Source organism: Rugamonas aquatica (genome assembly GCF_009380215.1).
Taxonomy (GTDB): Bacteria; Pseudomonadota; Gammaproteobacteria; order Burkholderiales; family Burkholderiaceae_D; genus Rugamonas; species Rugamonas aquatica_B.
In genome coordinates, this window is sequence record NZ_WHUG01000014.1 from 91341 (window position 1) to 116495 (window position 25155).

Annotated in this window: 25 protein-coding genes; 19 read left to right on the forward strand and 6 right to left on the reverse strand. The window is 66.8% G+C overall.

Annotated features, from left to right (window positions below; genetic code table 11):
• Positions 1-133: 133 nt before the first annotated feature.
• From GEV02_RS25995 to GEV02_RS26020, 6 genes are all read left to right on the forward strand, one after another.
• Positions 134-805: a heavy metal response regulator transcription factor gene (locus GEV02_RS25995; protein WP_152840818.1), complete on the forward strand. Its 672-nt coding sequence runs from the start codon at positions 134-136 to the stop codon at positions 803-805.
• Entirely contained in the window at positions 802-2217 is a 1416-nt protein-coding gene (locus GEV02_RS26000; RefSeq protein ID WP_152840819.1) for a heavy metal sensor histidine kinase, read from the forward strand. The genes GEV02_RS25995 and GEV02_RS26000 overlap by 4 nt, the downstream gene beginning before the upstream one ends.
• 90 nt (positions 2218-2307) lie before the next feature.
• Positions 2308-2781 carry a VOC family protein gene (locus GEV02_RS26005; protein WP_152840820.1) on the forward strand — a complete coding sequence of 158 codons (474 nt, stop codon included), beginning with the start codon at positions 2308-2310 and terminating at the stop codon, positions 2779-2781.
• Between the two features lie 12 nt (positions 2782-2793).
• Entirely contained in the window at positions 2794-3207 is a 414-nt protein-coding gene (locus tag GEV02_RS26010; RefSeq protein WP_152840821.1) for a YciI family protein, read from the forward strand.
• A 32-nt stretch (positions 3208-3239) separates the two neighbouring features.
• Complete coding sequence (locus tag GEV02_RS26015) at positions 3240-4052, forward strand: YciI family protein (protein ID WP_152840822.1); 813 nt, start codon at positions 3240-3242, stop codon at positions 4050-4052.
• A 40-nt stretch (positions 4053-4092) separates the two neighbouring features.
• A complete protein-coding gene (locus tag GEV02_RS26020) occupies positions 4093-5316 on the forward strand; it encodes an RNA polymerase sigma factor (RefSeq protein WP_152840876.1) in 1224 nt (407 codons plus the stop codon).
• 89 nt (positions 5317-5405) lie between these two features.
• On the opposite strand, the gene GEV02_RS26025 is transcribed toward GEV02_RS26020, so the two are convergent.
• Positions 5406-8078, reverse strand: a complete 2673-nt coding sequence (locus GEV02_RS26025; protein WP_152840823.1) for a TonB-dependent receptor — start codon at positions 8076-8078, stop codon at positions 5406-5408.
• Positions 8079-8366: 288 nt separating this feature from the next.
• Here GEV02_RS26025 and GEV02_RS26030 point away from each other — a divergent pair, with 288 nt between their 5' ends.
• On the forward strand, positions 8367-9110 hold the full coding sequence (locus tag GEV02_RS26030; protein WP_152840824.1) for a GntR family transcriptional regulator: 744 nt from the start codon (positions 8367-8369) through the stop codon (positions 9108-9110).
• Here GEV02_RS26030 and GEV02_RS26035 read toward each other — a convergent pair.
• The 4 genes from GEV02_RS26035 to GEV02_RS26050 form a co-directional block, all read right to left on the reverse strand.
• Positions 9077-9955, reverse strand: coding sequence for an alpha/beta hydrolase family protein (locus tag GEV02_RS26035; protein ID WP_152840825.1), 879 nt, complete (start codon positions 9953-9955; stop codon positions 9077-9079). The two genes, GEV02_RS26030 and GEV02_RS26035, sit on opposite strands and share 34 nt — an antisense overlap.
• Positions 9948-10535 carry a TetR/AcrR family transcriptional regulator gene (locus tag GEV02_RS26040; protein ID WP_235922952.1) on the reverse strand — a complete coding sequence of 196 codons (588 nt, stop codon included), beginning with the start codon at positions 10533-10535 and terminating at the stop codon, positions 9948-9950. Before GEV02_RS26040 ends, GEV02_RS26035 begins: the two co-directional genes overlap by 8 nt.
• A gap of 154 nt (positions 10536-10689) precedes the next feature.
• Positions 10690-11196, reverse strand: coding sequence for a GAF domain-containing protein (locus tag GEV02_RS26045; RefSeq protein WP_152840826.1), 507 nt, complete (start codon positions 11194-11196; stop codon positions 10690-10692).
• A gap of 67 nt (positions 11197-11263) precedes the next feature.
• Entirely contained in the window at positions 11264-12145 is an 882-nt protein-coding gene (locus GEV02_RS26050; RefSeq protein WP_152840827.1) for a LysR family transcriptional regulator, read from the reverse strand.
• Positions 12146-12233: 88 nt separating this feature from the next.
• Between GEV02_RS26050 and GEV02_RS26055 the strand changes: the two genes are divergently transcribed.
• The 7 genes from GEV02_RS26055 (at position 12234) to GEV02_RS26085 (ending at position 19887) form a co-directional block, all read left to right on the forward strand.
• The gene (locus tag GEV02_RS26055; RefSeq protein WP_152840828.1) at positions 12234-13187 is read left to right on the forward strand and encodes an aldo/keto reductase; all 954 of its coding nucleotides are present in this window, start codon (positions 12234-12236) and stop codon (positions 13185-13187) included.
• Between the two features lie 145 nt (positions 13188-13332).
• Complete coding sequence (locus GEV02_RS26060) at positions 13333-13539, forward strand: hypothetical protein (protein WP_152840829.1); 207 nt, start codon at positions 13333-13335, stop codon at positions 13537-13539.
• A 73-nt stretch (positions 13540-13612) separates the two neighbouring features.
• A complete protein-coding gene (locus tag GEV02_RS26065) occupies positions 13613-14638 on the forward strand; it encodes a ligase-associated DNA damage response exonuclease (RefSeq protein ID WP_152840830.1) in 1026 nt (341 codons plus the stop codon).
• A complete protein-coding gene (locus GEV02_RS26070) occupies positions 14631-16256 on the forward strand; it encodes an ATP-dependent DNA ligase (RefSeq protein WP_152840831.1) in 1626 nt (541 codons plus the stop codon). Before GEV02_RS26065 ends, GEV02_RS26070 begins: the two co-directional genes overlap by 8 nt.
• On the forward strand, positions 16253-18709 hold the full coding sequence (locus tag GEV02_RS26075) for a ligase-associated DNA damage response DEXH box helicase (RefSeq protein WP_152840832.1): 2457 nt from the start codon (positions 16253-16255) through the stop codon (positions 18707-18709). Before GEV02_RS26070 ends, GEV02_RS26075 begins: the two co-directional genes overlap by 4 nt.
• Positions 18706-19374 carry a ligase-associated DNA damage response endonuclease PdeM gene (pdeM, locus tag GEV02_RS26080; RefSeq protein ID WP_152840833.1) on the forward strand — a complete coding sequence of 223 codons (669 nt, stop codon included), beginning with the start codon at positions 18706-18708 and terminating at the stop codon, positions 19372-19374. Before GEV02_RS26075 ends, pdeM begins: the two co-directional genes overlap by 4 nt.
• Positions 19375-19536: 162 nt before the next feature.
• On the forward strand, positions 19537-19887 hold the full coding sequence (locus GEV02_RS26085) for a KGG domain-containing protein (protein ID WP_152840834.1): 351 nt from the start codon (positions 19537-19539) through the stop codon (positions 19885-19887).
• A 41-nt stretch (positions 19888-19928) separates the two neighbouring features.
• Here the strand turns inward: GEV02_RS26085 and GEV02_RS26090 are convergent, their stop codons facing one another.
• On the reverse strand, positions 19929-20426 hold the full coding sequence (locus GEV02_RS26090) for a pyridoxamine 5'-phosphate oxidase family protein (RefSeq protein ID WP_152840835.1): 498 nt from the start codon (positions 20424-20426) through the stop codon (positions 19929-19931).
• Between the two features lie 166 nt (positions 20427-20592).
• Here GEV02_RS26090 and GEV02_RS26095 point away from each other — a divergent pair, with 166 nt between their 5' ends.
• From GEV02_RS26095 to GEV02_RS26115, 5 genes are read left to right on the forward strand one after another with little or no spacing between them, the layout of a single operon-like run.
• Complete coding sequence (locus tag GEV02_RS26095; protein ID WP_235922953.1) at positions 20593-21240, forward strand: PepSY-associated TM helix domain-containing protein; 648 nt, start codon at positions 20593-20595, stop codon at positions 21238-21240.
• 18 nt (positions 21241-21258) lie between these two features.
• A complete protein-coding gene (locus GEV02_RS26100) occupies positions 21259-21774 on the forward strand; it encodes a DUF2271 domain-containing protein (RefSeq protein ID WP_152840837.1) in 516 nt (171 codons plus the stop codon).
• 9 nt (positions 21775-21783) lie between these two features.
• Positions 21784-22605 carry a DUF4198 domain-containing protein gene (locus tag GEV02_RS26105; RefSeq protein WP_152840838.1) on the forward strand — a complete coding sequence of 274 codons (822 nt, stop codon included), beginning with the start codon at positions 21784-21786 and terminating at the stop codon, positions 22603-22605.
• 7 nt (positions 22606-22612) lie between these two features.
• Complete coding sequence (locus tag GEV02_RS26110; RefSeq protein WP_152840878.1) at positions 22613-23623, forward strand: FAD:protein FMN transferase; 1011 nt, start codon at positions 22613-22615, stop codon at positions 23621-23623.
• Positions 23620-24984 carry a sulfite reductase subunit alpha gene (locus tag GEV02_RS26115; protein WP_152840839.1) on the forward strand — a complete coding sequence of 455 codons (1365 nt, stop codon included), beginning with the start codon at positions 23620-23622 and terminating at the stop codon, positions 24982-24984. Before GEV02_RS26110 ends, GEV02_RS26115 begins: the two co-directional genes overlap by 4 nt.
• Positions 24985-25155 lie beyond the last annotated feature (171 nt).

Sequence of the window (25155 nt, forward strand, 5' to 3'; positions counted from 1 at the left end):
GTGCTCCCTGGTTTGCTGTATCGTTGGAGCCAGTCTGGGGCCGTGCCGCTGACCGCAGGATGACGCGCAAATGACAGATTTGTAATCCAAGCGCCCAGGCAAAAGGCCGACAATGCCGCATCTGGAGAACATCATGAAGATACTGGTTGTGGAGGACGAGCCGAAGGCGGGCAACTACCTGGTCAAGGGCCTGGGCGAATCCGGCTACGTGGCCGACCTGGCGCGCAACGGCGTCGACGGCCTGGCGCTGGCGCTGGAGCACGACTACGAATTGATCGTGCTGGACGTGATGCTGCCGCAGATGGACGGCTGGGCGGTGCTGGCCAGGCTGCGCGAGCGCAAGCAGACCCCGGTGCTGTTCCTGACCGCGCGCGACGACGTGGCCGACCGCGTCAAGGGCCTGGAGCTGGGCGCCGACGATTACCTGGTCAAACCCTTCGCCTTCGCCGAACTGCTGGCCCGCATCAAGACGCTGATGCGGCGCGGCCCGGTGCGCGAGATGGAGCTGATACGCGTGGCCGACCTGGAGATCGACGTGCTGCGCCGCCGCGTCACGCGCCAGGGCGAGCGCATCGACCTCACCGCCAAGGAATTCGCGCTGCTGCACCTGCTGGCCAAGCGCCAGGGCGAGGTGCTGTCGCGCACCCAGATCGCGTCGATGGTGTGGGACATGAACTTCGATTCCGATACCAACGTGGTCGACGTGGCGATCCGCCGCCTGCGCGCCAAGGTCGACGATCCCTACGCCGAGAAGCTGGTGCAGACCGTGCGCGGCATGGGCTATCTGCTAGAAGCGCGCGCATGAAGGCCGGCGCGGGCCGGCGCCCGCTGTCGCTGACGCTGCGCGTGGCGCTGCTGCTGTCGGCGATGGCGGCGGCGATCTTCCTGGCGGCCGGCGCCTACCTGTACACCACGCTGGCGCGGCAGATGGGCGCCCGCGACGACGTGGAACTGATCAACAAGGCGATGCAGATCCGCCGCATCATCGCCGGCCTGCCGTCGCCGCAGGCGATCGCGCAGGACCGGCGGCCGCTGATGGCGGCGCTGTCCGGCCAGGACGACTTCATGCTGCGCGTGGATGGCCCGGACGGCGCGGCGCTGCTGCTGTCGTCGCGCGCTTCGGGGCCGCTGCCGCAGGTCGACAGCGTGCCGCCGCAACGCCCGCTCACGCTCGGCGATGTGCACGATTGGGCGCCGGCCGCGGGCGCGGGCCGCATGGTCAGCGCGGCCGGGCAGGTGGGCGGCGAGACGGTGCGCATCACGCTGGCGCGCGAACGCTCCGACCGCCTGAAGATCCTGCGCGCCTACATCGGCGACCTGCTGCTGGCGCTGTGCGGCGGCGCGCTGCTGGCCGCCTTGCTCGGCTACCTCATCGTCCGCCACAGCATGCGCCGGCTGCGCAGCGTGATCGCCAAGGCCAACGACATCAACGCCAACCGTCTCAACACGCGGCTGTCGCTGCGCGACGCGCCGGTCGAACTGCGCGAGCTGGGCGAGGCCTTCAACGCCATGCTGGACCGGCTGGAGGACGGCGTGCAGCGCCTGTCCGGCTTTGCCGCCGACCTGGCGCACGATCTGCGCACGCCGGTCAACACGCTGATGGTGGAAACCCAGGTGGCCCTGGCGCGGCCGCGCACGGCGGAAGAGTATCAGGCGCTGCTGGCCTCCAATTCCGAAGAGTACGAGCGGCTGGCGCGCATGATCGAGAACACGCTGTTCCTGGCGCGGGTCGACAACGCCCAGCTGGCCTTGCAGCGCGAGCCGCTGCAACTGAGCGCCGAACTGCTGCGCATCCATGACTACTTCGAGATCCTGGCCGACGACGCCGGCGTGCGGCTGGAGGTCGACGCGCCGGCGATCGAGGCCTGGCTCGACCCGGTGCTGCTGCAGCGCGCGGTCGGCAACCTGGTGTCGAACGCGCTGCGCTACACGCCGGCCGGCGGCGTGATACGGCTGTCGGCGCGGCGCGCCGGACAGGGCGTGGAGCTGGCGGTCGCCAACACCGGTCCCGGCATCGCCCCGGAGCACTTGCCGCATATCTTCGGGCGTTACTACCGCGCCGACGCGGCCCGTTCCAGTCCCGCCCATTCGGCCGGACTGGGCCTGGCGATCGCGCGCGCCATCATGGAATTGCATGGAGGGAATATCCGCGTCGAGAGCGAAGCGGGCGTGCTTACCACGTTTTTCCTGCTGTTTAAAAAAACTGAAAATATTTAAAAAAGTTTGTCGATTTGGTTCGTGCTGCTTCGTCGTGGAGGTAGAGTGAGCGTTTTCACTCGGTTCAACCCACACTTCAAGGAGAGCACCATGACTGCAAAAGTAGATCCTATTCCCCAAGGCATGCACAGCGTCACCCCGCATCTGGTGGTGGACGGCGCCGCAGCCGCCATCGAGTTCTATAAAAAAGCCTTCAGCGCCGTCGAGACCGCGCGCATGGGCGGCCCTGACGGCAAGATCATGCACGCTGCCGTGCGCATCGGCGATTCCCAGGTCATGCTGGTGGACGAGTTCCCGGACTTCGGCAACCTCGGCCCCCTCAAGCTCAAGGGCAGCCCGGTGACGCTGCACATCTACGTGCCCGATGCCGACGCCACCTACGCCCAGGCGATCGACGCCGGCGCCACCGCCAGGATGCCGCCGGCCGATATGTTCTGGGGCGACCGCTACGGCCAGGTCACGGATCCGTTCGGCCACGTCTGGTCGATCGCCACCCACGTCAAGGACATGACGCCCGAAGAAATGGGCGCAGCCATGAAACAGCAGATGCCGGACTGCGGCTGAGGGGAGAACGACATGCGCTTCATGATTATCGTAAAAGCCACCGAGGATTCCGAGGCCGGCAAGATGCCGAGCACCGAGCTGCTGACGGCGATGGGCAAGTTCAACGAAGAGCTGGTCAGCGCCGGCGTACTGCTGGCCGGCGAGGGCGTGCATCCCAGTTCCAGGGGCGCGCGCATCCGCTACGACGGCGCCACGCGCACCGTCACCGATGGCCCGTTCGCCGAGACCAAGGAGTTGATCGCCGGCTTCTGGCTGCTGCAGGTGAAGTCCAAGGAAGAGGCCATCGAGTGGATGAAGCGCTGCCCGAATCCGTTCGACGTGCCGTCGGAAATCGAAATCCGCCAGGTGTTCGAGATGGAGGATTTCGGCGAGGCCGCCACGCCGGAGCTGGTCGCGCAGGAAGAAGCCTTGCGCGCCCGCCTGTGATGCTGCTACCTTAGCGGAAAAAGGAGCATGCGATGGAATTCATGATACTGCGCCGCGCCAACCAGAGCACCGAACGCGGCCAACAGCCGCCGGCGCTGGAGCCGGGGACTTTTCTCAAGCCCAGCACGGAGGCGGTGCGCCTGTTGCGCCGCGACGGCGAGTGGAGCCAGTTGCACGGGCCGTTCGCGCCCAGGGAACTGGTGGCCGGCTTTACGCTGATCGAGGCGGAATCGAAAGAGGATGCGATCGAGCAGGTGCGCTGGTGGCCCTTGTTCGACAGCGGCGCAGTGTATGAAATCCGCGACGCCGGTTGCCCCGGCAATTGTTTCGGCTTCGACGAGCGCGGCACGGTGGCCGGCAACATCCCGCGCCGTGACGAAGCGTTGACGCGCTACGTCATCTTCATCCGTTCCGACGCCGGCGCCGAGGCCGACCTGGCGCCGCCGCCGGAAGTCATCGACCGCATGAACGCCTACAACGAGGACGGCGTGCAGCAGGGCGTGCTGCTGGCGGGCGAGGGCCTCAAGGCCAGCGCCTCGGCCACGCGCGTCCATTTCGCCAATTCGAAGACCTCGGTGGTCGACGGCCCGTTCACCGAAGTCAAGGAACTGATCGCCGGCTACTGGATGGTGCAGGCGGCGTCGCTGGACGAGGTCATCGCCTGGGCCAAGGTCTACCCCTATCCCGGCGACGGCGACCTGACGCTGGAGATACGCGAAGCCTGCGAGCGCATCGCCCACCAGGAATTTACGCCGGAAATGCGCGCCGCCGAAGAGCGCCTGCGCGCCGAGCTGCTGGAAACCGAGCTGCGCGAAGCGTTCAAGAAAAAAGCCCGTGGCGGATAAGCAGCACAAGGTCGACAAGATCGTCGAGGCGGTGTGGCGGATGGAGTCCGCCAAGATCATCGCCGTGCTGGCGCGCATGCTGCGCGACGTCGGCCAGGCCGAAGAGCTGGCGCAGGACGCGCTGGTGCTGGCGCTGGAGCGCTGGCCGGAAACCGGCGTGCCCGACCAGCCGGCCGCGTGGCTGACCACGGTGGCCAGGAACCGCGCGCTGGACGTGCTGCGCCGCCGCCAGATGCACCAGGAAAAAGAAGCGGAACTCACCTACGAAATCGAAGGCGTGCTGCAGGACGCCGCGCCCAACCTCGACGCCGCCGTCGCCGACGCGCTGGAAAACGATATCGGCGACGACCTGCTGCGGCTGGTGTTCGTGGCCTGCCATCCGGTGCTGCCCACCGACGGCCGCGTGGCCCTGACCCTGCGCCTGCTGGGCGGCCTGAGCACCGAGGAAATCGCCCGCGCCTTCCTGGTGCCGGAAGCGACGGTGGCGCAGCGCATCGTGCGCGCCAAGCGCACGCTGGCCGAGGCCAAGGTGCCGTTCGAAGCGCCTCGCGCGCACGAGCTGGCCGAGCGGCTGGCGTCGGTGCTGCAGGTGATCTACCTGATCTACAACGAAGGCTATTCCGCCAGCGCCGGCGCCGACTGGATGCGGCCGGCCCTGTGCGAGGAAGCGCTGCGGCTGGGCCGCATCCTGGCCGAACTGGCGCCGGACGAGGCGGAAGTGCACGGCCTGGTGGCGCTGATGGAGATCCAGTCGTCGCGCGCCCGCGCGCGCGTCGGCCCCGGCGGCGAGCCTATCCTGCTGCTGGAGCAAGACCGCTCGCGCTGGGACCAGATGCTGATACGGCGCGGCCTGGCCGCGCTGGCGCGCGCCGAGAACACCGGGCGCGGCCTGGGTTCCTACGGCGTGCAGGCGGCCATCGCAGCCTGCCATGCGCGCGCGCTGCGCGCGGCCGATACCGACTGGCAGCGCATCGCCGCGCTGTACGACGCCTTGTCGCAGCTGGCGCCGTCGCCGGTGGTGGAGCTGAACCGCGCGGTGGCGCTGGCCATGGCCTTCGGGCCGGAAGCGGGATTGGAAGTGGTGGATGGCTTGATGGAGGTGGCGGCGCTGAAGCACTACCATCTGCTGCCCAGCGTGCGCGGCGACTTCCTGGCCAAGCTGGGACGGCACGGCGAGGCCCGTCTCGAATTCGAACGCGCGGCGCAGTTGACGCAGAACGAGCGCGAACGCACGCTGCTGCTGGCGCGCGCCGCCGCGCAATAAAAAAAAGCTGGCCCCACGGGAGTTAAGGGCCAGCAAACCTTGGTACAACAGACTCTTACAACAACCTCTTTACAACTTCAAACTGCACCTCACAGCTTGGCGCGCAGACCCAGGTAGAAGGTGCGGCCGTTCGAGTAGAACGCGCGCGGCTGGTCAGGCGTTTCCGCGTACATCTTGATGGTGGTGTTGGTCAGGTTCAGCGCATCGAAGGTGATGGTCAGCTGCTCGTTGATCTTGTAGTTCAACGAGCCGGCCAGATTGCCCGCGCCCTTCACGTGCTGGCTGGCGCCACGGTCCACGCCGGCCTTGTAGCTGGAGCGGTAGTTGTACGCCAGACGGGCGCTGAACTTCGCATCCTCATAGAAGCCGGTGATGTTGTAGGTGCTCTTCGACGAGTTCAACAGCTCGGAACCGTCGGCCAGCTTGCCATCCGCGTAGGTGTAGTTGGCCAGCACGCCGAAGCTGCTGAACAGCGGCTGCTGGTAGCTCAGCTCCACGCCCTTGTTCTTGCCGCTGGTGGTGAATGGCGACGTGATCTGGTACTCCGTCATCTTGTTCTGCTTGTTGTTGAAGAAGGTGCCCACGCTGCCACCTTGCGCCACCACCGACACCAGGTCCATGTAGAACAGGCCTGCCGACAGCGAGGACTTCGGCGCGAAGTACCACTCGGCGCTGACTTCCGCATTGTTGGAGCGTACCGGATCGAGGTTGACGTTGCCGCCGGTGGCGCTGAGCGCATCGTCGTTCAGCGATACCGAGCCGCCCAGCGCGCTGTAGTCGGGACGCGAAATCGCCCGCGACAGTGCGCCGCGCACCACCAGGTCTTTGTTCACGTCGTACTTGATGTTGGCGCTAGGCAGTACGTCGTTGTAGGTGCGTTCGAACGTGGTCGGGGTGTAGTCGCCGAAGGCCGAGCCTTTGATCGGGTTGGTGCCGCCGGACAGGTTGACGATCGAGGTCTGCTTGGTACGCACGCCGCGCAGGCCGACGTTGCCGCTCCAGCTGTCGCCAGCCAGGTTGGCCATGCCGTATATCGCGGTGGTTTTCTCGTTGACCTTGAATTCATCCTGCCAGTTGTGGCGTGCAACGAAGTCGATCACGCGGTTGCCCGGTACCGCGCCCCATGCGCCCAGCGCCGCGCCGTCATAGCGGAAGTAAGCCGACGACAGGCCGCCGCCCAGGTTGGAGGCGAAGTCGCTCGGATACTGCTGGCCGCTCCATGCCGGGCCGGGATTGGTGCCGCCCAGCGGACCCAGTTTGGATTCCAGCGGGTGCTCGGCGCTGCGTTTGTGGTCGGTCAGGCGGACGCCGAACTTGACCGAGTCGAACACGCCCTGGCTGATGCGCAGGTCGCCGTCCAGCTGGGCGTAGTGTTCCTTGTCGATCGATTGCGATTCGCCGCCGCCGGCCCAGGCCGTGCTGCCAGGCGTGGTGGTGACGCCGCCGGGGTAGGAGACCGAGGCCGGGCTCAGACCGTTCAGCTGATAGGTCATGCCGCCGCTGACGTTGTTCTGGTAGTAGACGTCGCCGTGGTCCCAGCCTTCGCCGTGGGTCATGCCGGCCTTGCCGCTCAGGGTCAGGTCTTGCGTCGCGCGGTACCTGAAGTTGAAGTCGACGTAATAGGCCTCGCCGCCGGCATCAGGACGGTAGATGTTGTCGACCTCGCCCGAGTTGGTGGCGAAGCTGGCGGCGGTGATGGTATTGCCCTTGACGGTGTAGGCGGTCGGCACGCGGTTGTCGCGGTTGAACGAGTTGCCGGGAGCGGCCAGCCAGTTGGTGTTCTGATGCGGTGCATCCAGCTTGGAGTAGAAGCCGTTCAGGTCCAGCGTCAGTTCTTTCGACGGCTTGATCTCGACGTCGAAGGCGCCGCCTTCGCGTTTTTTCTTTTGCTCGAACAGCGATGCGCCGATGAAGGTCGGCACGTACAGGCCGGCCAGCGCCGGATTGGCCTTGGCGGCCGCGCTGTTCTTACCGACCGTCACATAGCCCAGGACTTCCTGGCCATCGCGGCGCACGGTGGTTTTTTCGGAGAAGGCTTGCACCAGCACGCCGACGGTGTTGGTGTCGTTCTTCCAGTTGAACAGGCCGGAGAATTGCGGCTCGGTCTTCTTGGCCAGATCGTTGTACACGGCTTGCACCGATGCTTCCAGCGTCAGCGCTTTCTTGAATTCCAGCGGACGGCGGGTGATGACGTCGATGGCGCCGGAGACGCCGCCTTCGACCAGGTCGGCGGTCTGCGATTTATGCACGACGATGGAGCTGACCAGTTCGGACGGCAGCAGCGAGAAGCTGCTGGAACGGCCGACGTTGCCGCCGAATTGGTTCAGCACGAACCAGTCGCCGGTGCTGATGGCATGGCCGTTGAACAGGGTTTGTTGCAGGGAAGGGCTGGTGCCGCGCAGACTGACGCGGTCGTTCTCGCCGAAACCGCCCTCGCCGCCGGCGGAGGACTGGATGTTGACGCCCGGCAGACGCTGGATGGCGTCGGCGACGTTCTTGTCCGGCATCTTGCCGATGTCTTCGGCGGTGACGACTTCGACCACCGAGTCGGCATTGCGTTTTTGCTTCAGCGACTGTTCCAGGGCGGCGCGTACGCCCGAAACGGTCACGATGGCTGTCGGCTCATCAGGTTGCGTCGCCTGTTGCGCCATGGCCGGCGTCGCCAGGACGGCGCCGGCGATCATCAAACCGACCGCGGCTGCGATCGGGGTCAGGCCGGCGCGGGCCGGCGTAGTAGTTGCTGCGTGCTGTTGAAACTTCATTGCCAATCTCCAATATGGCCCTAGCTTGAGCCTGTTCACTTCTTGTGATGATGAATCTTTCGCAAGATTCCCCCTTGCAAACCAAACAACAAAACCAGTTCGATGCCAATATACTGTAAACAATGATACCAAAGCGCTACCAGTTACAAAATAATTGTGATTGTGGTGCTTTTTAGACAAAAAATGCCTTAGTATTCACCGTATTGGTGCAAATAATTAAAAATACACCAATGTTTCCGTAATATTTTGGTACTAAATTGGTACTTGTTTGTGGGCAGAGGGAATCAAATGGTGACGCTAACCAACATCATGCAGGTGCTGAGCGAGAGCAGCAGCTTGCCGCTGTATCACCAGTTGCAGCGCGCCTTGCGCGAGGCCATCGCCCAGCGCGTGCTGCTGCCGGACGACGCCCTGCCGCCGGAGCGCAAGCTGGCCACCGATTTGAACGTGTCGCGGCTGACGGTGCGCAAGGCGCTGGACGGCCTGGTGGCGGAGGGCTTGCTGGTGCGGCGTCCCGGCTCCGGCAACTTCATCAACCACACCCGCATCGAGCAGAATTTTTCCAAGCTCACCTCGTTTTCCGAGGACATGCGCGCGCGTGGCCGCCGCCCCAGCAGCAAGTGGCTGCACCGCGCCGTCGGCATCGCCACCAGCGAGGAGGCGGTGCGGCTGCGGCTCAGCCCGGGCGAGCAGGTCTACCGTTTCCACCGCATCCGCTATGCCGACGACACGCCGATGTGCGTGGAGTACGCGACCGTGCCCGGCTGTTTTCTGCCGTCGATGGAGTCGGTGGACAAATCGATGTACGAAGCCTTGAACCGCTACGGCAACCGGCCGGTGCGCGCCTTGCAGCGCTTGTCGGCGTTGCTGCTGAGTGCGGAGCAGGCGCGGTTGCTGGACGCGAAGGAGGCCGATGCGGGGCTGGCCATCGAACGCTTGGGTTTCCTGTCCGACGGCCGGGTGGTGGAGTTTTGCCGCTCCTACTTCCGCGGCGATGCCTACGATTTCGTGGCGGAGCTCAGCTCGGTCTGAAGCTGAAGCTGAAGCCAGGCCAGCGCGTCTTCCCACAGCGGCTGCGCGCTGGCCCGGAAGTAGCCCATGTGGCCGATGGCGCCGATGCCGGCGCGGGCCGGGTCGATGTCGGCGGTGGCGACGCTGGCGTTGCGGTAGCCTGCCATGAAGGCGTCGCGCGAGGCGGGCGGCGCCCACAAATCGTCCAGCGCGTTGACCGCCATCACCGGCATGCGCACGCGGTCGTAGCTGCTGCGGATGTCGCCCATCCTCGGATCGTCGAAGAAGTAGCGCGGAAAGCCGCACCAGCGTTTCCACTGGCGGTAGACCGACAGCGGCAAATCCTCTCCCATGCCCAGCTTGCTCCACGCCAGGTAGCCGTGCCAGCGCGTCAGCAGCGGGCCGGCGATGTGCCAGGTGATCCAGACCTTGATGCGTTCCAGCGGCGGCATCCAGCCGTGCCAGCCGGCGCTGGTGCCGAACAGGTAGCAGGCGGCGATCTTGTGCTGGTTGGGCAACAGGCCGAGCGCGTGGCCGCCGTAGGAATGGCCAACCATCAGCAACGGCAGCGCTTCGTCGGCCATGTAGTCGACGGCGGCGGCCAGGTCGAGCCGGCCCCAGTCCAGGTAGTCGACGTCGAAGCCCTTCAGCGTGGCCGGGCGGGACAGGCCGATGCCGCGATAGTCCAGCGTCAGCACGCGGTAGCCGCGCGCGGCGGCGAACTCGGCGAAGCGGCGGTAGTAGCCCTGCGGCACGCCGGTGGCGCTGGCGACCATCAGCTGCGCCTTCGCTGCGCCGGCGGCCGGGTAGAGCGTGGCGACGACCGGGTAGCCGTCGGCCGCTTTCAGGGTGAGCTGCTTAGTCATGAACGTTTCCTTGAAGTTGGGTGCGCAGCAGCGGGAACAGCGTGGCGCTGACCAGTTCCATCGGCGCCACGCTGCCGGCCACGCGGGCTTGCAGCAGCGCGCCTTCGTAGGCGGCCACGATCAGCGCGGCCAGGCCGGCGGCGTTGGCGATTTTCCCCGACGCCTGGAAGGCCAGCGCCAGTCGCTCGCGGATGGCGGCGAAGCCGTCGGCCAGCGCCTTGCGGATGGCGATGTCGTCCACCTCCGATTCCAGCGCCACCGTGGCCAGCGGGCAGCCGCGCTGGAAACCGCTGGCGGCCAGCAGCTGCTGGGCGCGGGTGGTCCAGAGTTCCAGTGCGGCCACCGGGTCGGAGGCGGCGGGCAGCAGCTTGTCGAGCAGGGCGCACAGTTCGGCCACCTGCTGTTCGATGGCGGCCACGGCCAGTTCGGTTTTGCCGCCCGGGAAGTGGTGGTACAGGCCGCCCTTGGGCGTGCCGGCGGCGGCCAGGATCTCGCTCAGGCCGACGCCGTGCAAGCCCTTGCGTTGCAGCGCGTCGCCCATGGCGCGGATCAGGCGGTCTCGGGTAGGTGGGGTGGTCATGGGTTTACTGTACAGACCGGTCGGTCTGCTGGCAAGCGAAAAAAAACGAAGTCGTTCCCGCGAAGGCGGGAACCCATAGGCCGCGTGCGTGCCGGCTCAGTATGGAGGGAATTCATCCAGTGCATGGATTCCCGCCTGCGCGGGAATGACGTGCTTAGGCCAGCGTGGCTTCGAGGATCTTGACCAGCATCTCGATGCCGTCGGCGTCGGTCTGGTCGAAGCGGTTCGGCAGCGGGCTGTCGAGGTCGAATACGCCGACGATCTCGCCACCGGCGCCGCGCACCGGCACCACCAGCTCCGAGCGCGAGTTGACGTCGCAGGCGATGTGGCCCGGGAATACATGCACATCCGGCACGACGATGGACTTGCCTTCCACCACGGTGGTGCCGCAGACGCCGCGCCCCTTCTTGATGCGGATGCAGGCCGGCTTGCCCTGGAACGGTCCCAGTACCAGCTCGTCGCCCTTGAGGAAGTAGAAGCCCGCCCAGTTCAAGCCCGGCATGCTGTTGAATACCAGCGAGCTGAAATTGGCGGTGTTGGCGATCAGGTCGCGCTCGCCGTGCACCAGGCCGGTCAGCTGCGAACGCAGGTCGTCGAACATGGCGAGCTTGGCGGCGGGAGTGTCGGTGCCGTAGGCGGTGTCGCTGAGGGTGAAAGTCATGATGTTCTTCTAAGAAAAATATGCCGAGGACGATATGGTAGCCGTTTCCGCGCCGGCCCGCTGCGGATCAGCCCAGCGTCTCGCTGGCCAGGCGCCGCAGCAGGGCGGCGGCGGGATGGCCGTCGGCGACGATCAGGCCCAGGCCGGCCGCCAGTTCGTCGCCTTCCTTCAGCTTGCGGTAGGACACGCCGCTGCGGCTGATCGCCGCGAACGAGGCCGGCAGCAGCGCCATGCCCTTGCCGGCCGCCACATCGCTGAGCAGCACATGATGGTCGTGCGGCTCCAGCAGGAAGCGCGGCGCGAAGCCGTGGCGGCGGAACACGGCGTGGCTGTGGTCGAAGAAGGCCGGCTGGCGCGCGCGCTCGAACCAGTACACCGGCTGGTCTTGCAGGTCGGCCAGCGACAGGCTGCGGCGCTTGGCCAGCGGATGGCGGCTGGCCAGCGCGACCAGCGTCGGCTGCTTGCCCAGCTGGAGCACGGGCAGGTCGAAGGTCTTGGTCGGCAGCGCGATGATGGCCGCGTCCAGCCGTCGCGCGCGCAGGCGGGCCACCAGGCGCGGCGAGGCGTCGAACACGGTGTCCAGCGCGGCGCCGTCCATTGAAGCCGTCACGCCGTCGGTGAAGGCGCGGAACAGGTCGGACTCCATCGACGATGTCATGCCCAGCCGCAGCCGCGTGGCGGGCTGGCGCATCTGCAGCGCCTGTTCGGCCTGCTCCAGCAGCGCCAGGATGCGCAGCGCGCGCGGCAGCAGTTCGGTGGCGGCAGGCGTCAGCGCGACGTGCTGGGTGTCGCGCTCGAACAGGCGCACGCCGAGGCGTTCCTCCAGCAGCTGCACGGCGCGGCTCAGCGGCGGTTGCGTCATGTGCAGCTGCTCGGCGGCCTGGCGGAAGTTCAGGCACTGGGCGACGGCGACGAAGATCTCCAGTGCGTGGGTGTCGAGTTTTCTCATGATACCGAAAAGGTATCACGATTTTGCACATTCCGCGCGCCGTCCATGCTGGCTAGACTCGCCTGCATCGACAAACAAGGAGGTCAGCATGAAAAAATTATCGGGCATTGGTTTGGGCTGCATGGGCATGTCGGAGTTCTACGGCGCCACCGACGACGCGCAATCGCTGGCGACGCTGGAAGCGGCTTACGAGGCCGGCGTCACGCTGTACGACACGGCCGATTCCTACGGCGCCGGCCACAACGAAGAGCTGCTGGGCCGCTTCCTGCGCGGCAAGCGCGAGCATGTCACGCTGGCCACCAAGTTCGGCCTGGTGCGCAAGGCCGGCAACTACGAGCGCCGCATCGACAACTCGCCGGCCTATATCCGCGAGGCGTGCGAAGCGTCGCTGCGGCGGCTGCATGTCGAGCATATCGATTTATACTATATGCACCGTTTGAACCTGGCGGAGACGCCGCTGGAATCCTCGATGGAGGCGCTGGCGCAACTGGTCCGCGAAGGCAAGATCGGCAGCATCGGCCTGTGCGAAGTATCGCCCGCCACCTTGCGCCGCGCCGCCGCCGTGCATCCGGTGGCGGCCGTGCAAAGCGAGTACTCGCTGTGGACGCGCGACCCGGAGGACGGCGTGCTGGACGCCTGCCGCGAAGTGGGCGCCGTGTTCTGCGCCTACAGCCCGCTGGGCCGCGGCTTCCTGACGGGCAAGGTGATGCCGCTGGAGGAGGGCGATTTCCGCAAGTTCAGCCCGCGCTTCGCCGGGGACAACCTGGCCGCCAACCAGCGCATCGTCGACATCGTGCGCGAGATCGCCGCCGGCAAGGGCTGCACGCCGGCCCAGCTGGCGCTGGCCTGGCTGCTGGCGCAGGGCGACGACATCGTGCCCATCCCCGGCACCAAGCGCATCCCGTATCTGCTGGAGAACCTGGGCGCGCTGCGCGTGCAGCTGAGCGGCGAGGAACTGGCGCGCATCGGCGCTGCGCTGCCGCCCGGCATCGCCGCCGGCGAACGCTATCCGCTCGAAGGCATGAAGGGACTCAACTCTTAACGACTCCTAGCCGTTTTCCGTGACACTCCTACGATAGTTGTAGGCAGCCTCCGATGGCGTGCGCGCGCCGCCCGCGATACTCTGGAGGCGGTGCGCTGCGGTTCGCCCGTCCAGCGATTTGTTGAACAGAGAAAACGGATTACCTATGTCAACCAGAAAAAAGAACGCCGTCCTACCGCGTCAGGGAAAGCAGGGAGCACTGTCCAGGGAAGAAAAAACTGTGCCATACGGGCCGCCAAGGGTGTCGTCGTATATCGACGCCCTGCTGATGGTGGGCGAGGAGCACGTCGTCATCAATCAGAACGTTAACGACAATATAGGATTCATGACCGAATATATCGATACTGTCTGAGCTGGGTGCGTTGGCTGACAGATAGGCTTGCCGGGAGGCGCTAATATCGGACATCGAATTTTGAAAGCAAGCCATGTCCGATATGGTGGTAGTGCGCAAGGAAGGCCTGTACTGCGTTCCAGGCGGGTTTTACATCGATCCCTGGCGCCCGGTGGAGCGCGCCGTCATCACGCACGCCCATGGCGACCATGCCCGCGGCGGCCATCAGCACTATCTGGCGGCCGCGCCGGGCGTGAACGTCATGCGGGCGCGGCTCGGCCCGATCAATGTGGATGGGCTCGCTTACGGCGAACGCGTCACCCACAACGGCGTGACGGTCTCGCTGCATCCGGCCGGCCACGTGCTGGGCTCGGCACAGGTGCGCATGGAGCACCACGGCGAGGTATGGGTGGCGTCGGGCGACTACAAGGTCGAGGCGGACGCCACCTGTACCCCGTTCGAACCGGTGCCCTGCGATACTTTTATTACCGAATCCACGTTCGGCCTGCCGGTCTACCGCTGGCAGCCGGAGCGCGAAGTGTTTGCCGACATCAACGACTGGTGGCGCGCCAACGCCGACCTGGGCCGCGCCAGCGTCATGCAGTGCTACAGCTTCGGCAAGGCGCAGCGCATCCTCAGCGGACTGGACCCGTCCATCGGCCCCATCATCTGCCACGGCGCCGTGCAGGCGCTCAACCAGGTCTACCGCGACGGCGGCGTGCAGCTGCCGCCGACCGTGATGGTGGGCGAGGTGGCCAAGGACGCCATCGGCCGCGCCCTCGTCATCGCGCCGCCGTCGGCGGCCGGCTCGCCCTGGATCAAGCGCTTCGGCGATTTCAGCGACGCCTTCGCCAGCGGCTGGATGCAGTTGCGCGGCGCGCGCCGCCGGCGCGGCGTCGATCGTGGCTTCGTCCTGTCCGACCACGCCGACTGGCCCGGACTGATGCAGGCCATCACCGCCACCGGCGCGCAGCGCGTGATCGTCACGCACGGTTCGATCGCCGTGCTGGTGCGCTGGTTGCAGCAACAGGGTTTGCAGGCCAGCGGCTTCGATACCGAATATGGCGACGACGAGGTCGACGATGCGCCGGCCGCGCCGGAAGGAGGGGCCGATGCGTGAATTCGCCCGCCTGTACGCCGAACTGGACGAAACCACTTCCACCAGCCGCAAGCTGGCCGCGCTGCAGGGCTACTTCGCCAGCGCCGCGCCGGCCGACGCCGCCTGGGCCGTGTATTTCCTGGCCGGCGGCAAGCCGCGCCAGGCCGTGCCGACCAAGCTGCTGCGCCAGTGCGCCATCGAATACTCCGGCCTGGACGAGTGGCTGTTCGACGAGTGCTACCACGTCGTCGGCGACCTGGCCGAGACCATCGCCCACATCCTGCCGCCGCCCAGGCACCAGAGCGAGATCGGCCTGGCCGACTGGATCGAGCTGGCGATCGCGCCCCTGCGCGGCACCGCGCCGGAAGCGATACGCGCCGCGCTGTTCCTGTTCTGGGACCAGCTCGATGCGCGCGAACGCTTCCTGCTGACCAAGCTGATCGGCGGCGGCTTCCGCGTCGGCGTCTCGCGCCTGCTGGTGACGCGCGCGCTGAGCGCAGTCGCCGGCGTCGACAGCAAGGTGCTGGCGCAGCGCCTGATGGGCTGGACCGACGGCAGCGTCAGCCCGACACCGGCCGGCTTCCTGCAACTGATCGCCGCCCACAGCGAGGACGACACGGCGCAGCGCGGCGGCCAGCCCTATCCCTTCTTTTTGGCCAATCCGCTGGAGCGCGAGCCGGCCACGCTGGGCGAGCTGTCGGACTGGCAGGTCGAATGGAAGTACGACGGCATGCGCGCGCAACTGGTCAGCCGTGGCGGGCAGAACTGGCTGTGGTCGCGCGGCGAAGACTTGATCACCGAACGCTTCCCCGAACTGGCCGCCTTGCGCCTGCCGGACGGCGTGGTGCTCGACGGCGAGATCCTGGTCTGGCACGGCGGCGCCGCGCCGGCGCCGTTTGCCGACCTGCAGAAGCGCATGGGCCGCAAGCAGGTGTCGGCGCGGCTGCTGGGCGAACTGCCGGCCGTGATGCTGGCCTACGACCTGCTTGAGTATGAGGGGCGCGACCTGCGCCCACTGCCGCAGTCCGAACGCCGCCGCATGCTGGAGCAGTTCATCGGCCGCCAGCCCGGCACGCCGCAGCTGCGGCTGGCGCCAGTGATCGTGGCCGACAGCTGGGAGCAGCTGGCGCGGATACGCGGGGAGTCGCGCGAGCGCGGCGTCGAAGGCATGATGCTCAAAGCCCGCGATGCGCAGTACGGCGTGGGCCGCACCAAGAGCGGCGGCACCTGGTGGAAATGGAAGATCGATCCATACAGCGTCGATGCGGTGCTGATCTACGCGCAGAGCGGCCATGGACGGCGCGCCGCGCTGTACACCGACTACACCTTCGCCGTGTGGGATGACGACGATGGCGAGCGCAAGCTGGTGCCCTTCGCCAAAGCCTACTCGGGCCTGAGCGACGCCGAGATCGCGCAGGTGGACCGCGCCATCCGCAAGACCACGATCGAGAAATTCGGCCCGGTGCGCAGCGTCACGCCGAGCATGGTGTTCGAGATCGGCTTCGAAGGCATCGCCAGTTCGCCGCGCCACAAGTCCGGCATCGCCGTGCGTTTCCCGCGCATCCTGCGGCGGCGCGAGGACAAGTCCGTCGAGGAAGCCGACACGCTGGCTGCGCTGAAAACGCTGCTCGCATCATGAGCGCCATGCGGCAGACCGAGGACTGGTTTGCCGCGCGCGGCTGGAGCGTGTTCCCGTTCCAGCGCGAAGTCTGGGCCGCCGCCGGCGCCGGTCGTTCAGGCCTGCTGCATGCCAGCACCGGCGCGGGCAAGACCTATGCTGTCTGGTTTGCGGCCTTGCAGCGCGCGGCAGCGGCGGCGCGCGCCAAGGCCGGCCTGCGCGTGCTGTGGATTACGCCGATGCGCGCGCTGGCCGCCGACACCCTGCGCGCCCTGCAGCAGTCGGCCGCCGAGCTGGCGCCGCACTGGCAGATCGAATCGCGCACCGGCGACACCGGTTCGGCCCAGCGCGCGCGGCAGAACAAGCGCCTGCCCGAGACCCTGATCACGACGCCGGAAAGCCTGACCCTGATGCTCAGCAGGGCGGAGGCGCCGGCCCAGTTCGCGCAGCTGGACATGATCGTCATCGACGAATGGCATGAGCTGATGGGGAACAAGCGCGGCGTGCAGACGCAGCTCGCGCTGGCGCGCCTGCGGCACTGGAATCCGCGGCTGCTGGTGTGGGGCCTGTCGGCCACGCTGGGCAATCTGGCGCGAGCGCGGGAAGCGCTGATGCCGGACGGCGTGGTTGTCGAAGGCCATGTCGCCAAGGAGATCGTGGTCGATACGCTGATCCCCGAGCATCCTTCGCGTTTTCCCTGGGGCGGGCATCTCGGCATCCAGATGCTGGCGCCGGTGATCGCGGAAATCGAGATGCACGCCACCACGCTGGTGTTCACCAACACGCGTTCGCAGGCGGAGCTGTGGTATCAGCACATGCTCGATGCGCGTCCCGACTGGGCGGGCCTGATCGCGCTGCATCACGGTTCGCTCGACAAAGAGGTGCGCGACTGGGTGGAACAGGGTTTGAAGCAGGGGCAGCTGAAGGCGGTGGTCTGCACTTCCAGCCTGGATCTGGGCGTGGACTTCCTGCCGGTGGAGCGGGTGCTGCAGATCGGCAGCGCCAAGGGCATCGCGCGGCTGCTGCAGCGGGCCGGCCGCAGCGGCCACGCGCCGGGCCGCGTCTCGCGACTGACGCTGGTGCCGACGCAAAGCATGGAGCTGCTGGAGGCTGCCGGCGCGAAGCAGGCGGTGGCCGCGCGCGACATCGAAGCGCGGCCGGTGCCGGACAAGCCGCTCGACGTGCTGGTGCAGCATCTGGTGACGATCGCGCTGGGCGGCGGCTTCCGTTCCGATGCCCTGTACGCGGAGGTGCGCAGCGCCTGGTCGTATCGCGACCTGACGCGCGACGAATGGCAATGGGCGCTGGACTTCGTGGCGCGCGGCGGGCAGACGCTGGCCGTCTATCCGGAATACCGCCGCGTGCTGCCGGATGAGGAGGGCGTCTACCGCGTGCCGGACGTCGCGCTCGGGCGGCGCCACCGCATGGGCATCGGCACCATCGTGTCGGAGGCGTCACTGCAGGTCAAGTACCTGAGCGGCGGGCGGCTGGGCAGCGTGGAGGAGGGTTTCATTTCGCGGCTGCGCAAGGGCGATCACTTCCTGTTCGCGGGACGCATCCTGGAATTCGTCCGCCTGCACGAGATGACGGCCTACGTGCGCCGCGCCACCGGCGCCAAAGGCGCGGTGCCGCGCTGGCAGGGCGGCAAGATGCCGCTGTCGTCCGAGCTGGCGCATGCGGCGCTGGAGCAGCTGCGCCTTGCCGCGCTGGCCGGCGAGGCCGATCTGCGCCTCGGCCCGGAGATGCAGGCCTTGCAGCCACTGCTGGCGATCCAGCGGCGCTGGTCGGCGCTGCCGACGCCCGACACCACCGTCATCGAGACCATGCAAAGCCGTGAAGGCTGCCACCTGTTCATGTTCCCGTTCGCCGGACGTTCGGTGCATATCGGCCTGGCCTCGCTGCTGGCGTGGCGCGTGGGCAGGCTGACGCCGGCGACGTTTTCCATCGCCGTCAACGACTACGGCCTGGAGCTGCTGGCGCCGCAGCCGCTGGACTGGCCGGCACTGCTGGCCGGCGCGCATGGCGCCGACGTCGCGCTGTTCGGCACCGGCGGTTTGCTGGAGGACGTGCTGGCCAGCCTGAACGCGGCCGAGCTGTCGCGGCGACGCTTCCGCGAGATCGCCCGCATCGCCGGGCTGGTGTTCCAGGGCTATCCCGGCCAGCCGAAAAGCGCGCGGCAATTGCAGGCGTCGTCGTCGCTTTTCTTTTCGGTGTTCAGCCAGCACGACGCGGGCAATCTGCTGCTGACGCAGGCGCAGCGCGAAGTGCTGGAGCAGGAGCTGGAGCTGGGCCGGCTGCGCGCGACCCTGCTGGAGCTGCAGGCGCGCCGCGTCAGCTTCCACACGGTCAAGCGCGCCACGCCGTTCGGCTTCGCGCTGATGGTGGAGCGCTTCCGCGAAAAACTCAGCACCGAAAAACTGTCGGACCGCGTGGCCCGCATGGTGCGCGAACTGGAAAAGGCGGCCGGGCCATGAGCGCCTTGATGTCGACCGCGGCGCCGGCCTGGCTGGCGGGCGAACTGGTGATGCTGCTGGCGCAGAAGGCGCTGTACTGGCCGCGCGAGAAAATGCTGGTGGTGGCCGACATCCATTTCGGCAAGGCGGCCTCGTTCCGCGCGCTGGGCGTGCCCGTGCCGGGCGGCACCACCGCCGCCAACACCGGCGCGCTCGATGTGCTGATCGGGCAGTACGAGGTCGACCAGATTCTGTTTCTCGGCGATTTCATGCATGCCAGGGCCGCGCACGCGGCGGCCACGCTGGCGGCCATGCGCGAGTGGCGCTGGCGCCATCCGCAGCTGCGGATGGTGGTGGTGCGCGGCAATCACGATGCGCATGCCGGCGATCCGCCGGCCTCGCTGCAAATCGACATGGTCGACGAGCCGCACGCCGTGTCGCCGTTCGCGTTCTGCCATCATCCCGACGTGCTGGTGCCGGCCTATGTGCTGGCCGGCCACGTGCATCCGCTGTACCGGCTGCGCCATGGCTGGGAATCGCTGATGCTGCCTTGCTTCCTGCTGAGCGAGACGCGGGCGGTGCTGCCGTCGTTCGGTGCCTTCACCGGCGGCCACGCGGTGGTCCCCGAGCCCGGCGAGCGGCTGTTCGTCACCACCGGGGACGCGGTGTTCGAAGTGCCGGCGTGAAATCGTAAGAGACATTCGGTTAGGCATACAACCGGTACCCGGAATGCTCCTACATGGCTGTCTGTCCGCGTCCTATATTGTGCGGTTGGGTCGTGCACTACGATGACTGCTCCTGTGCAGCAAGCAGGATCAGTCAGCGGTAGGTAACCACAGGAGGCAATCATGGCCACTTCCAATCAGGGCAGCGACCAAGGCAGCAAGCAGGGCGACAAATCCGGCAGTCAGCAGAAGGACACCAGCAAGCGCGGTTTCGCTTCGATGGACCCGGCACAGCAACGTGAGATCGCGGCCGAAGGCGGCCGCGCCGCTCACGAGAAAGGCACGGCGCACGAATTCACATCCGAAGAAGCGCGCCGCGCCGGCAGCATGAGCCACAAGAACGATGCCCGCAGCAGCCAGGGCAGCACCGGTGGCAGCGCATCGCAAGGCGGCGGCGGCAAGGGCGGCAGCGACGAGGATGAGGATGACAACAGCCGTAGCGGCCGCAGCGGTTCCAGCCGTTCCAAACCTTAAGCGATAGCACTCCGGGGGCGGTTGATCCGCCCCCTTTTTTTTTACAGGCAGATCGTGGTGTGGCGGCCCATCTGCGATGGGGTACGGCCGCTGAGGACGGCGCGGGCCAGCTGGAATAGCTGCTTCATCTTGCCGGCGCCGGCATCCCAGTACTCGGCGCTCTGGATGCGCACCCGGATCAGCGCCAGGTGCGGATCGTCCAGCCCGCCGGGGAACCAGCTGCGCACCGCCGGGTTCCATAACTCGCGCGCCTTGGCCCTGTCCTTCAGCAGGTAAGCCTGGCCGGCCACCGACAGGTAGACGCTCTCTGCCGGATTGGAAAAGCTGACGTTGACGCCGGGATGGCGCTCCAGGTCGTCCGCGAAGTCGGCATCGTCCGACGTGAAAAACCAGATATTGCCTTCGTTGTCGATCTGCTGCGCGGTCAGCGGGCGGCTGCTGATCTTCTCGTCTTCGCCGGCCGTGGTGAACATGCCGAAGCGTACATCCTTGATCTTGGCGGCGAGGGTGTTGATTTGTTCCTGAGTATAGAGCGGCATAATGCGCCTCCATGATGGTCGTGGACGGTTTGCCCCAGCTTACCCCGCGTGCGCCACGCTCACCGTGCGTAACTTAACCCAGCTTTACATTGCCGATACACGATGGCGATTGACTTCGCAAATGATAATCATTATCATCTACATTTATCCCATTGAAGGAAAGCCCTTGAGCGCCCAAGCCGCAGCCTCCGCCCGCAACGCCAGCCGTGCCGTTTGGCTCAAGCATCTGCACCAATGGCACTGGGTCAGTTCGGCGATGTGCCTGATGGGCATGTTCTTGTTCAGCATCACCGGCATCACCCTGAACCACTCGTCGCAGATCGAGGCCAAGCCGGCCGTCGTGCGCCAGCAGGCCACCGTGCCGGCCGCGCTGACGGCGCAGCTGCGCGCCTACGCCGCCGAGCACGACGGCGCCAAGCAGCCGCTGCCGGCCGCCGCCGAGCAATGGCTGCTCGCCACGTGGAAGGTGCAGGCCGGCGGCCGCGCCGCCGAGTGGGCCGCCGATGAAGTCTATCTGCCGCTGCCCAAGGCCGGCGGCGACGCCTGGGTGCGCATCGCGCTGGAAGACGGCGCGGCCGAATTCGAAAACACCGACCGCGGCTGGGTCTCCTGGCTCAACGACGTGCACAAGGGCCGCAACACCGGCACGGCCTGGAACTGGTTCATCGACATCTTCGCCGGCGCCTGCCTGGTGTTCTGCATCACCGGCCTGTTGATCCTGAAATTCCACGCGGCCAACCGCCCGTTCACCTGGCCGATGGTGGGCCTGGGCGTCCTGATTCCTTTTGTCATCGCACTGCTGTTCATTCATTAATCTCACGACAGGTACTCCATGAAACTACGCTATTCCATCGCACTCAGCCTGCCTCTGGCCAGCGCCTCGGCCATGGGCGCCGATCTGGCCCTCAAACTCGAAGTGCCGCAACTGAACGTGGCGGAGTATCACCGTCCCTACATCGCGGCCTGGCTGGAAAACGCCGATCAAAAAGTAGTGGCCAATCTGGCCGTGCTGTATGACACCAAGAAGAAGGACAACGCCGGTACCAAGTGGCTCAAGGACATCCGTCAGTGGTGGCGCAAGAGCGGCCGCGACCTGGAGATGCCGATGGACGGCGTCAGCGGCGCAACCAAGGCGCCGGGCGAACAGTCGCTGAGCTTCCCGGGCGCGAAAGCCGCGCTGGACAAGCTGCCGGCCGGCCAGTACACGCTGGTGGTGGAAGCCGCGCGCGAAGCCGGTGGCCGCGAAGCGGTCAAGGTGCCGCTGCAATGGCCGCCGAAGTCGGCGCAGAACGTGAGCGGCCAGGGCAAGGAAGAGCTGGGCGCCGTGGTAGTCCAACTCAAACCTTAAGGCCTGTCCATGAAACTGTATAAATCGTTTATCGCCTTGGCGCTGGCCGGCCTGTCCCTGAGCGCGCAGGCGCACAAGCCGTGGCTGCTGCCGTCGTCGACCATCGTCGAAGGCAAGGAAGCCTGGGTGACCGTGGACGCCGCCATTTCCGAAGGCTTGTTCGATATCGACCACCAGCCGCTCAAGCTGGACGGCATCGTCATCACCGGCCCGGACGGCGGCAAGCTGGCCATGGAAAACGTCGGCAACGGCAAGCTGCGCAACACCTTCGACGTCAAGCTGCCGAAGCCGGGTACTTACCGCATCGCGCTGGTGTCGCAGAGCGTGATGGGCAGCTACAAGGACAAGGCCGGCGAGATGAAGCGCTTCCGCGGCACCGAGGAATCGCTGGCCAAGGATGTGCCGGCCGACGCCACCGAGGTCAAGCTGACGCGCACGCAAGGCCGCCTGGAGACTTTCGTCTCGACCGGCACGCCGGACATGGCGGTGTTCAAGCCGACCGGCGTCGGCCTGGAGCTGGTGCCGGTGACGCATCCGAACGATATGCGTGCGGGCGAGAAGGCCACCTGGCGCTTCCTGTTGGACGGCAAGCCTGCGGCCAACCAGGGCTTCAGCCTGATTCCGGGCGGCGTGCGCTATCGCGGCACGCTGGGCGAGATCCGCAAGAACACCGACGCCAACGGCGAAGCGACGTTCGAGCTGCCGGCAGCGGGCATGTACCTGGTCAGCAGCGCCTGGCCGGCCGCCGCGCCGCAGGTGCCGGGCCAGCCGCCGCAGATGGCGCCACGTCGCGTGACCTACGCGGCGACGGTAGAAATCCTGCCGCAGTAAGTTGGTGATGCGTCGTGTCCTGTTGCCGCATGTGGTCTCCGACGAGCCGGCGCCCGCCGGTGGCGTGATCCGCGATTTCGGCGGCCGCAGCATGGGCACCAGCTGGTCGGTGCGGCTGGTGGCCGCGCCGGACGACGCCTGCGCCCAGTTGCAGCAAGGTCTGCAGCAGCAGCTGGACGCCGTGGTGGCCGAGATGAGCCACTGGGAACAGGACTCCGATCTGGGCCGTTTCAACCGCGCCGGAGCGGGCAGCTGGCATCAGCTGCCGCCGGCGTTTTTCGATGTGCTGGCGTTTGCGATGGAGGTGTCCCGTGCTTCGGGCGGCGCCTACGATCCCTGCGCCGGCGAACTGGTGAACCTGTGGGGCTTCGGCCCGCACGGCAGGTTCGACCAGCCTGATTTCGTGCCGCCCGCCGACGCGCAGATCGCCGCCGTGCGCGCTGCGCTGGCCGCGCATCCGGTGGTGCTGGAACGCGACGGCCGCCGCGCCTTGCAGCCGGGCGGCGTGCAGCTGGATTTGTCGGCGGTGGCCAAGGGCTACAGCGTCGACCGTCTCGCGTATTTTTTGAAGTCGCAGGGTTATGCGCACTACCTGGTCGAAGTCGGCGGCGAGCTGCGCGGCGCTGGCGTCAAGCCCGACGGCCAGCCGTGGTGGGTGGCGCTGGAGCAGGTGGACGGTGCGCAGCTGGATGAACTCGTGCTTGCCCTGCACGGCCTGTCGGTAGCGACCTCGGGCGACTACCGCCGCTACTTCCAGCTGAATGGACAGCGCTATTCCCACACCATCGACCCGCGCAACGGCATGCCGATCGCCAACGATCTCGCCTCCGTCACCGTGGTCCATCCACAATGCATGGCCGCCGACGCCTGGTCCACCGCCTTGACGGTGCTGGGTTGCGAGCACGGCCTGCGCCTGGCCGAACAACAAGGCCTGGCGGCGCGCTTTGTCGCCCGCCATCGCGACGGCGGCTTTACCGAACACATGAGTACCCATTTACGCAGCATGCTCGACGAATGATCTGGACCAACGACCCCACCCGATTGATGCTGGTAGCCAGCCTGGCGATGAGCTATGCGCTGGTCTGCCTGGCGCCGTATCTGCGCACGCGCCGCAAGCACCTGGCCGCGCAGCGCGCCAAGGCCGAGGCGGCCGCGAACCCAGGCTGGATCGTCGCCTACGCCAGCCAGACCGGCAACGCTGAAGAGCTGGCCGAACAAACGCTGGCGACGCTGCGGCTGGCCGGCATCCCGGCGCAGTTGAGCGAACTGTCGGCGTTGCAGGCCGAGGATCTGCAACGCGCCGAGCGCATCCTGTTCCTGGTCAGCACCTACGGCGAGGGCGACGCGCCCGACGGCGCCGCCGCCTTTGCAGGCCGCTTGATGACCAAGGGCCTGGCGCTGCCGCAATTGCATTACGCCGTGCTGGCGCTGGGCGACCGCGCCTACGCCCAGTTCTGCGGCTTCGGCCGCGCACTGGATGCCTGGTTGCAGGAGCAGGGCGCGCAAAGCCTGTTCCCCCGCGTCGAAGTGAACCGCAGCTCGGCTGAGGCCATTGGCGCCTGGCGCCAGCAGCTCAGCCATCTGGCCGGCACCAGCGATGCGCCGGACTGGGGCGCGCCGGCCTTCGCGCCGTGGCGCCTGGCCGCGCGCGTGCTGCTCAATCCCGGCAGCGCCGGCGCGCCGGTCTACCACCTGGAACTGGAACCGCAGGACGGCGTGCTGCCGGCCTGGGAATCGGGCGACCTGGTGCAGGCCGCCGCGCCGTCCGATCCCGAGCGCGCCCGTGAATACTCGATCGCTTCGATACCGGCCGACGGCCGCGTGCACCTGCTGGTGCGCCTGCATACGCATGCCGACGGCAGCCACGGCGCCGCCTCGGGCTGGCTGACGCAGCAGGCCGGGATCGGCCAGACGGTGCAGCTGCGGCTGCGCCAGCACCGCCGTTTCCGGCTGGAAGACAATCTGCAACGGCCGCTGATCCTGATCGGCAACGGCAGCGGCATCGCCGGCCTGCGCGGCCATCTGAAGGCGCGCGCGGCGGCGGGCAGGGCGCGCAACTGGCTGCTGTTCGGCGAGCGCAACGAGGCCCACGACTACCACTATCGCGAAGAACTGGCGACCTGGCAGCTGCACGGCAAGCTGGAAAATCTGGACATGGTGTTCTCGCGCGACCAGCCGCAGCGCCGCTACGTGCAGGACCGGCTGGCCGAGCAGGCGGACGAGGTGCGCGCCTGGGTTGCGGCCGGCGCCGCCATCTATGTTTGCGGCAGCCTGGACGGCATGGCGGCCGGCGTCGACGCCGCGCTGGCCGCCGCGCTGGGCCGCGATGCGCTGGACCAGCTGGCCGTGGTCGGCCGCTACCGGCGCGATGTTTATTGATGCCTTTATTGATGTTTTATTACAACGCACCAATGCGGTGCAAATTCATATGTTCTGATCGTATTAAAATACTACGTTTTATCCATTATAAAATTTCCGCATATTGAAATTAAATTTTGTAATTTGGCGTAAATTTCGAACTTGTGAGGTTTGTGCTTTATTTGCTTCAAT

Coding starts and splice junctions, on each gene's coding strand:
- GEV02_RS25995 (WP_152840818.1), top strand. CDS start 134: ATGAAGATACTGGTTGTGGAGGACGAGCCGAAGGCGGGCAACTACCTG.
- GEV02_RS26000 (WP_152840819.1), top strand. CDS start 802: ATGAAGGCCGGCGCGGGCCGGCGCCCGCTGTCGCTGACGCTGCGCGTG.
- GEV02_RS26005 (WP_152840820.1), top strand. CDS start 2,308: ATGACTGCAAAAGTAGATCCTATTCCCCAAGGCATGCACAGCGTCACC.
- GEV02_RS26010 (WP_152840821.1), top strand. CDS start 2,794: ATGCGCTTCATGATTATCGTAAAAGCCACCGAGGATTCCGAGGCCGGC.
- GEV02_RS26015 (WP_152840822.1), top strand. CDS start 3,240: ATGGAATTCATGATACTGCGCCGCGCCAACCAGAGCACCGAACGCGGC.
- GEV02_RS26020 (WP_152840876.1), top strand. CDS start 4,093: ATGGAGTCCGCCAAGATCATCGCCGTGCTGGCGCGCATGCTGCGCGAC.
- GEV02_RS26025 (WP_152840823.1), bottom strand. CDS start 8,078: ATGAAGTTTCAACAGCACGCAGCAACTACTACGCCGGCCCGCGCCGGC.
- GEV02_RS26030 (WP_152840824.1), top strand. CDS start 8,367: ATGGTGACGCTAACCAACATCATGCAGGTGCTGAGCGAGAGCAGCAGC.
- GEV02_RS26035 (WP_152840825.1), bottom strand. CDS start 9,955: ATGACTAAGCAGCTCACCCTGAAAGCGGCCGACGGCTACCCGGTCGTC.
- GEV02_RS26040 (WP_235922952.1), bottom strand. CDS start 10,535: ATGACCACCCCACCTACCCGAGACCGCCTGATCCGCGCCATGGGCGAC.
- GEV02_RS26045 (WP_152840826.1), bottom strand. CDS start 11,196: ATGACTTTCACCCTCAGCGACACCGCCTACGGCACCGACACTCCCGCC.
- GEV02_RS26050 (WP_152840827.1), bottom strand. CDS start 12,145: ATGAGAAAACTCGACACCCACGCACTGGAGATCTTCGTCGCCGTCGCC.
- GEV02_RS26055 (WP_152840828.1), top strand. CDS start 12,234: ATGAAAAAATTATCGGGCATTGGTTTGGGCTGCATGGGCATGTCGGAG.
- GEV02_RS26060 (WP_152840829.1), top strand. CDS start 13,333: ATGTCAACCAGAAAAAAGAACGCCGTCCTACCGCGTCAGGGAAAGCAG.
- GEV02_RS26065 (WP_152840830.1), top strand. CDS start 13,613: ATGTCCGATATGGTGGTAGTGCGCAAGGAAGGCCTGTACTGCGTTCCA.
- GEV02_RS26070 (WP_152840831.1), top strand. CDS start 14,631: ATGCGTGAATTCGCCCGCCTGTACGCCGAACTGGACGAAACCACTTCC.
- GEV02_RS26075 (WP_152840832.1), top strand. CDS start 16,253: ATGAGCGCCATGCGGCAGACCGAGGACTGGTTTGCCGCGCGCGGCTGG.
- pdeM (WP_152840833.1), top strand. CDS start 18,706: ATGAGCGCCTTGATGTCGACCGCGGCGCCGGCCTGGCTGGCGGGCGAA.
- GEV02_RS26085 (WP_152840834.1), top strand. CDS start 19,537: ATGGCCACTTCCAATCAGGGCAGCGACCAAGGCAGCAAGCAGGGCGAC.
- GEV02_RS26090 (WP_152840835.1), bottom strand. CDS start 20,426: ATGCCGCTCTATACTCAGGAACAAATCAACACCCTCGCCGCCAAGATC.
- GEV02_RS26100 (WP_152840837.1), top strand. CDS start 21,259: ATGAAACTACGCTATTCCATCGCACTCAGCCTGCCTCTGGCCAGCGCC.
- GEV02_RS26105 (WP_152840838.1), top strand. CDS start 21,784: ATGAAACTGTATAAATCGTTTATCGCCTTGGCGCTGGCCGGCCTGTCC.
- GEV02_RS26110 (WP_152840878.1), top strand. CDS start 22,613: ATGCGTCGTGTCCTGTTGCCGCATGTGGTCTCCGACGAGCCGGCGCCC.
- GEV02_RS26115 (WP_152840839.1), top strand. CDS start 23,620: ATGATCTGGACCAACGACCCCACCCGATTGATGCTGGTAGCCAGCCTG.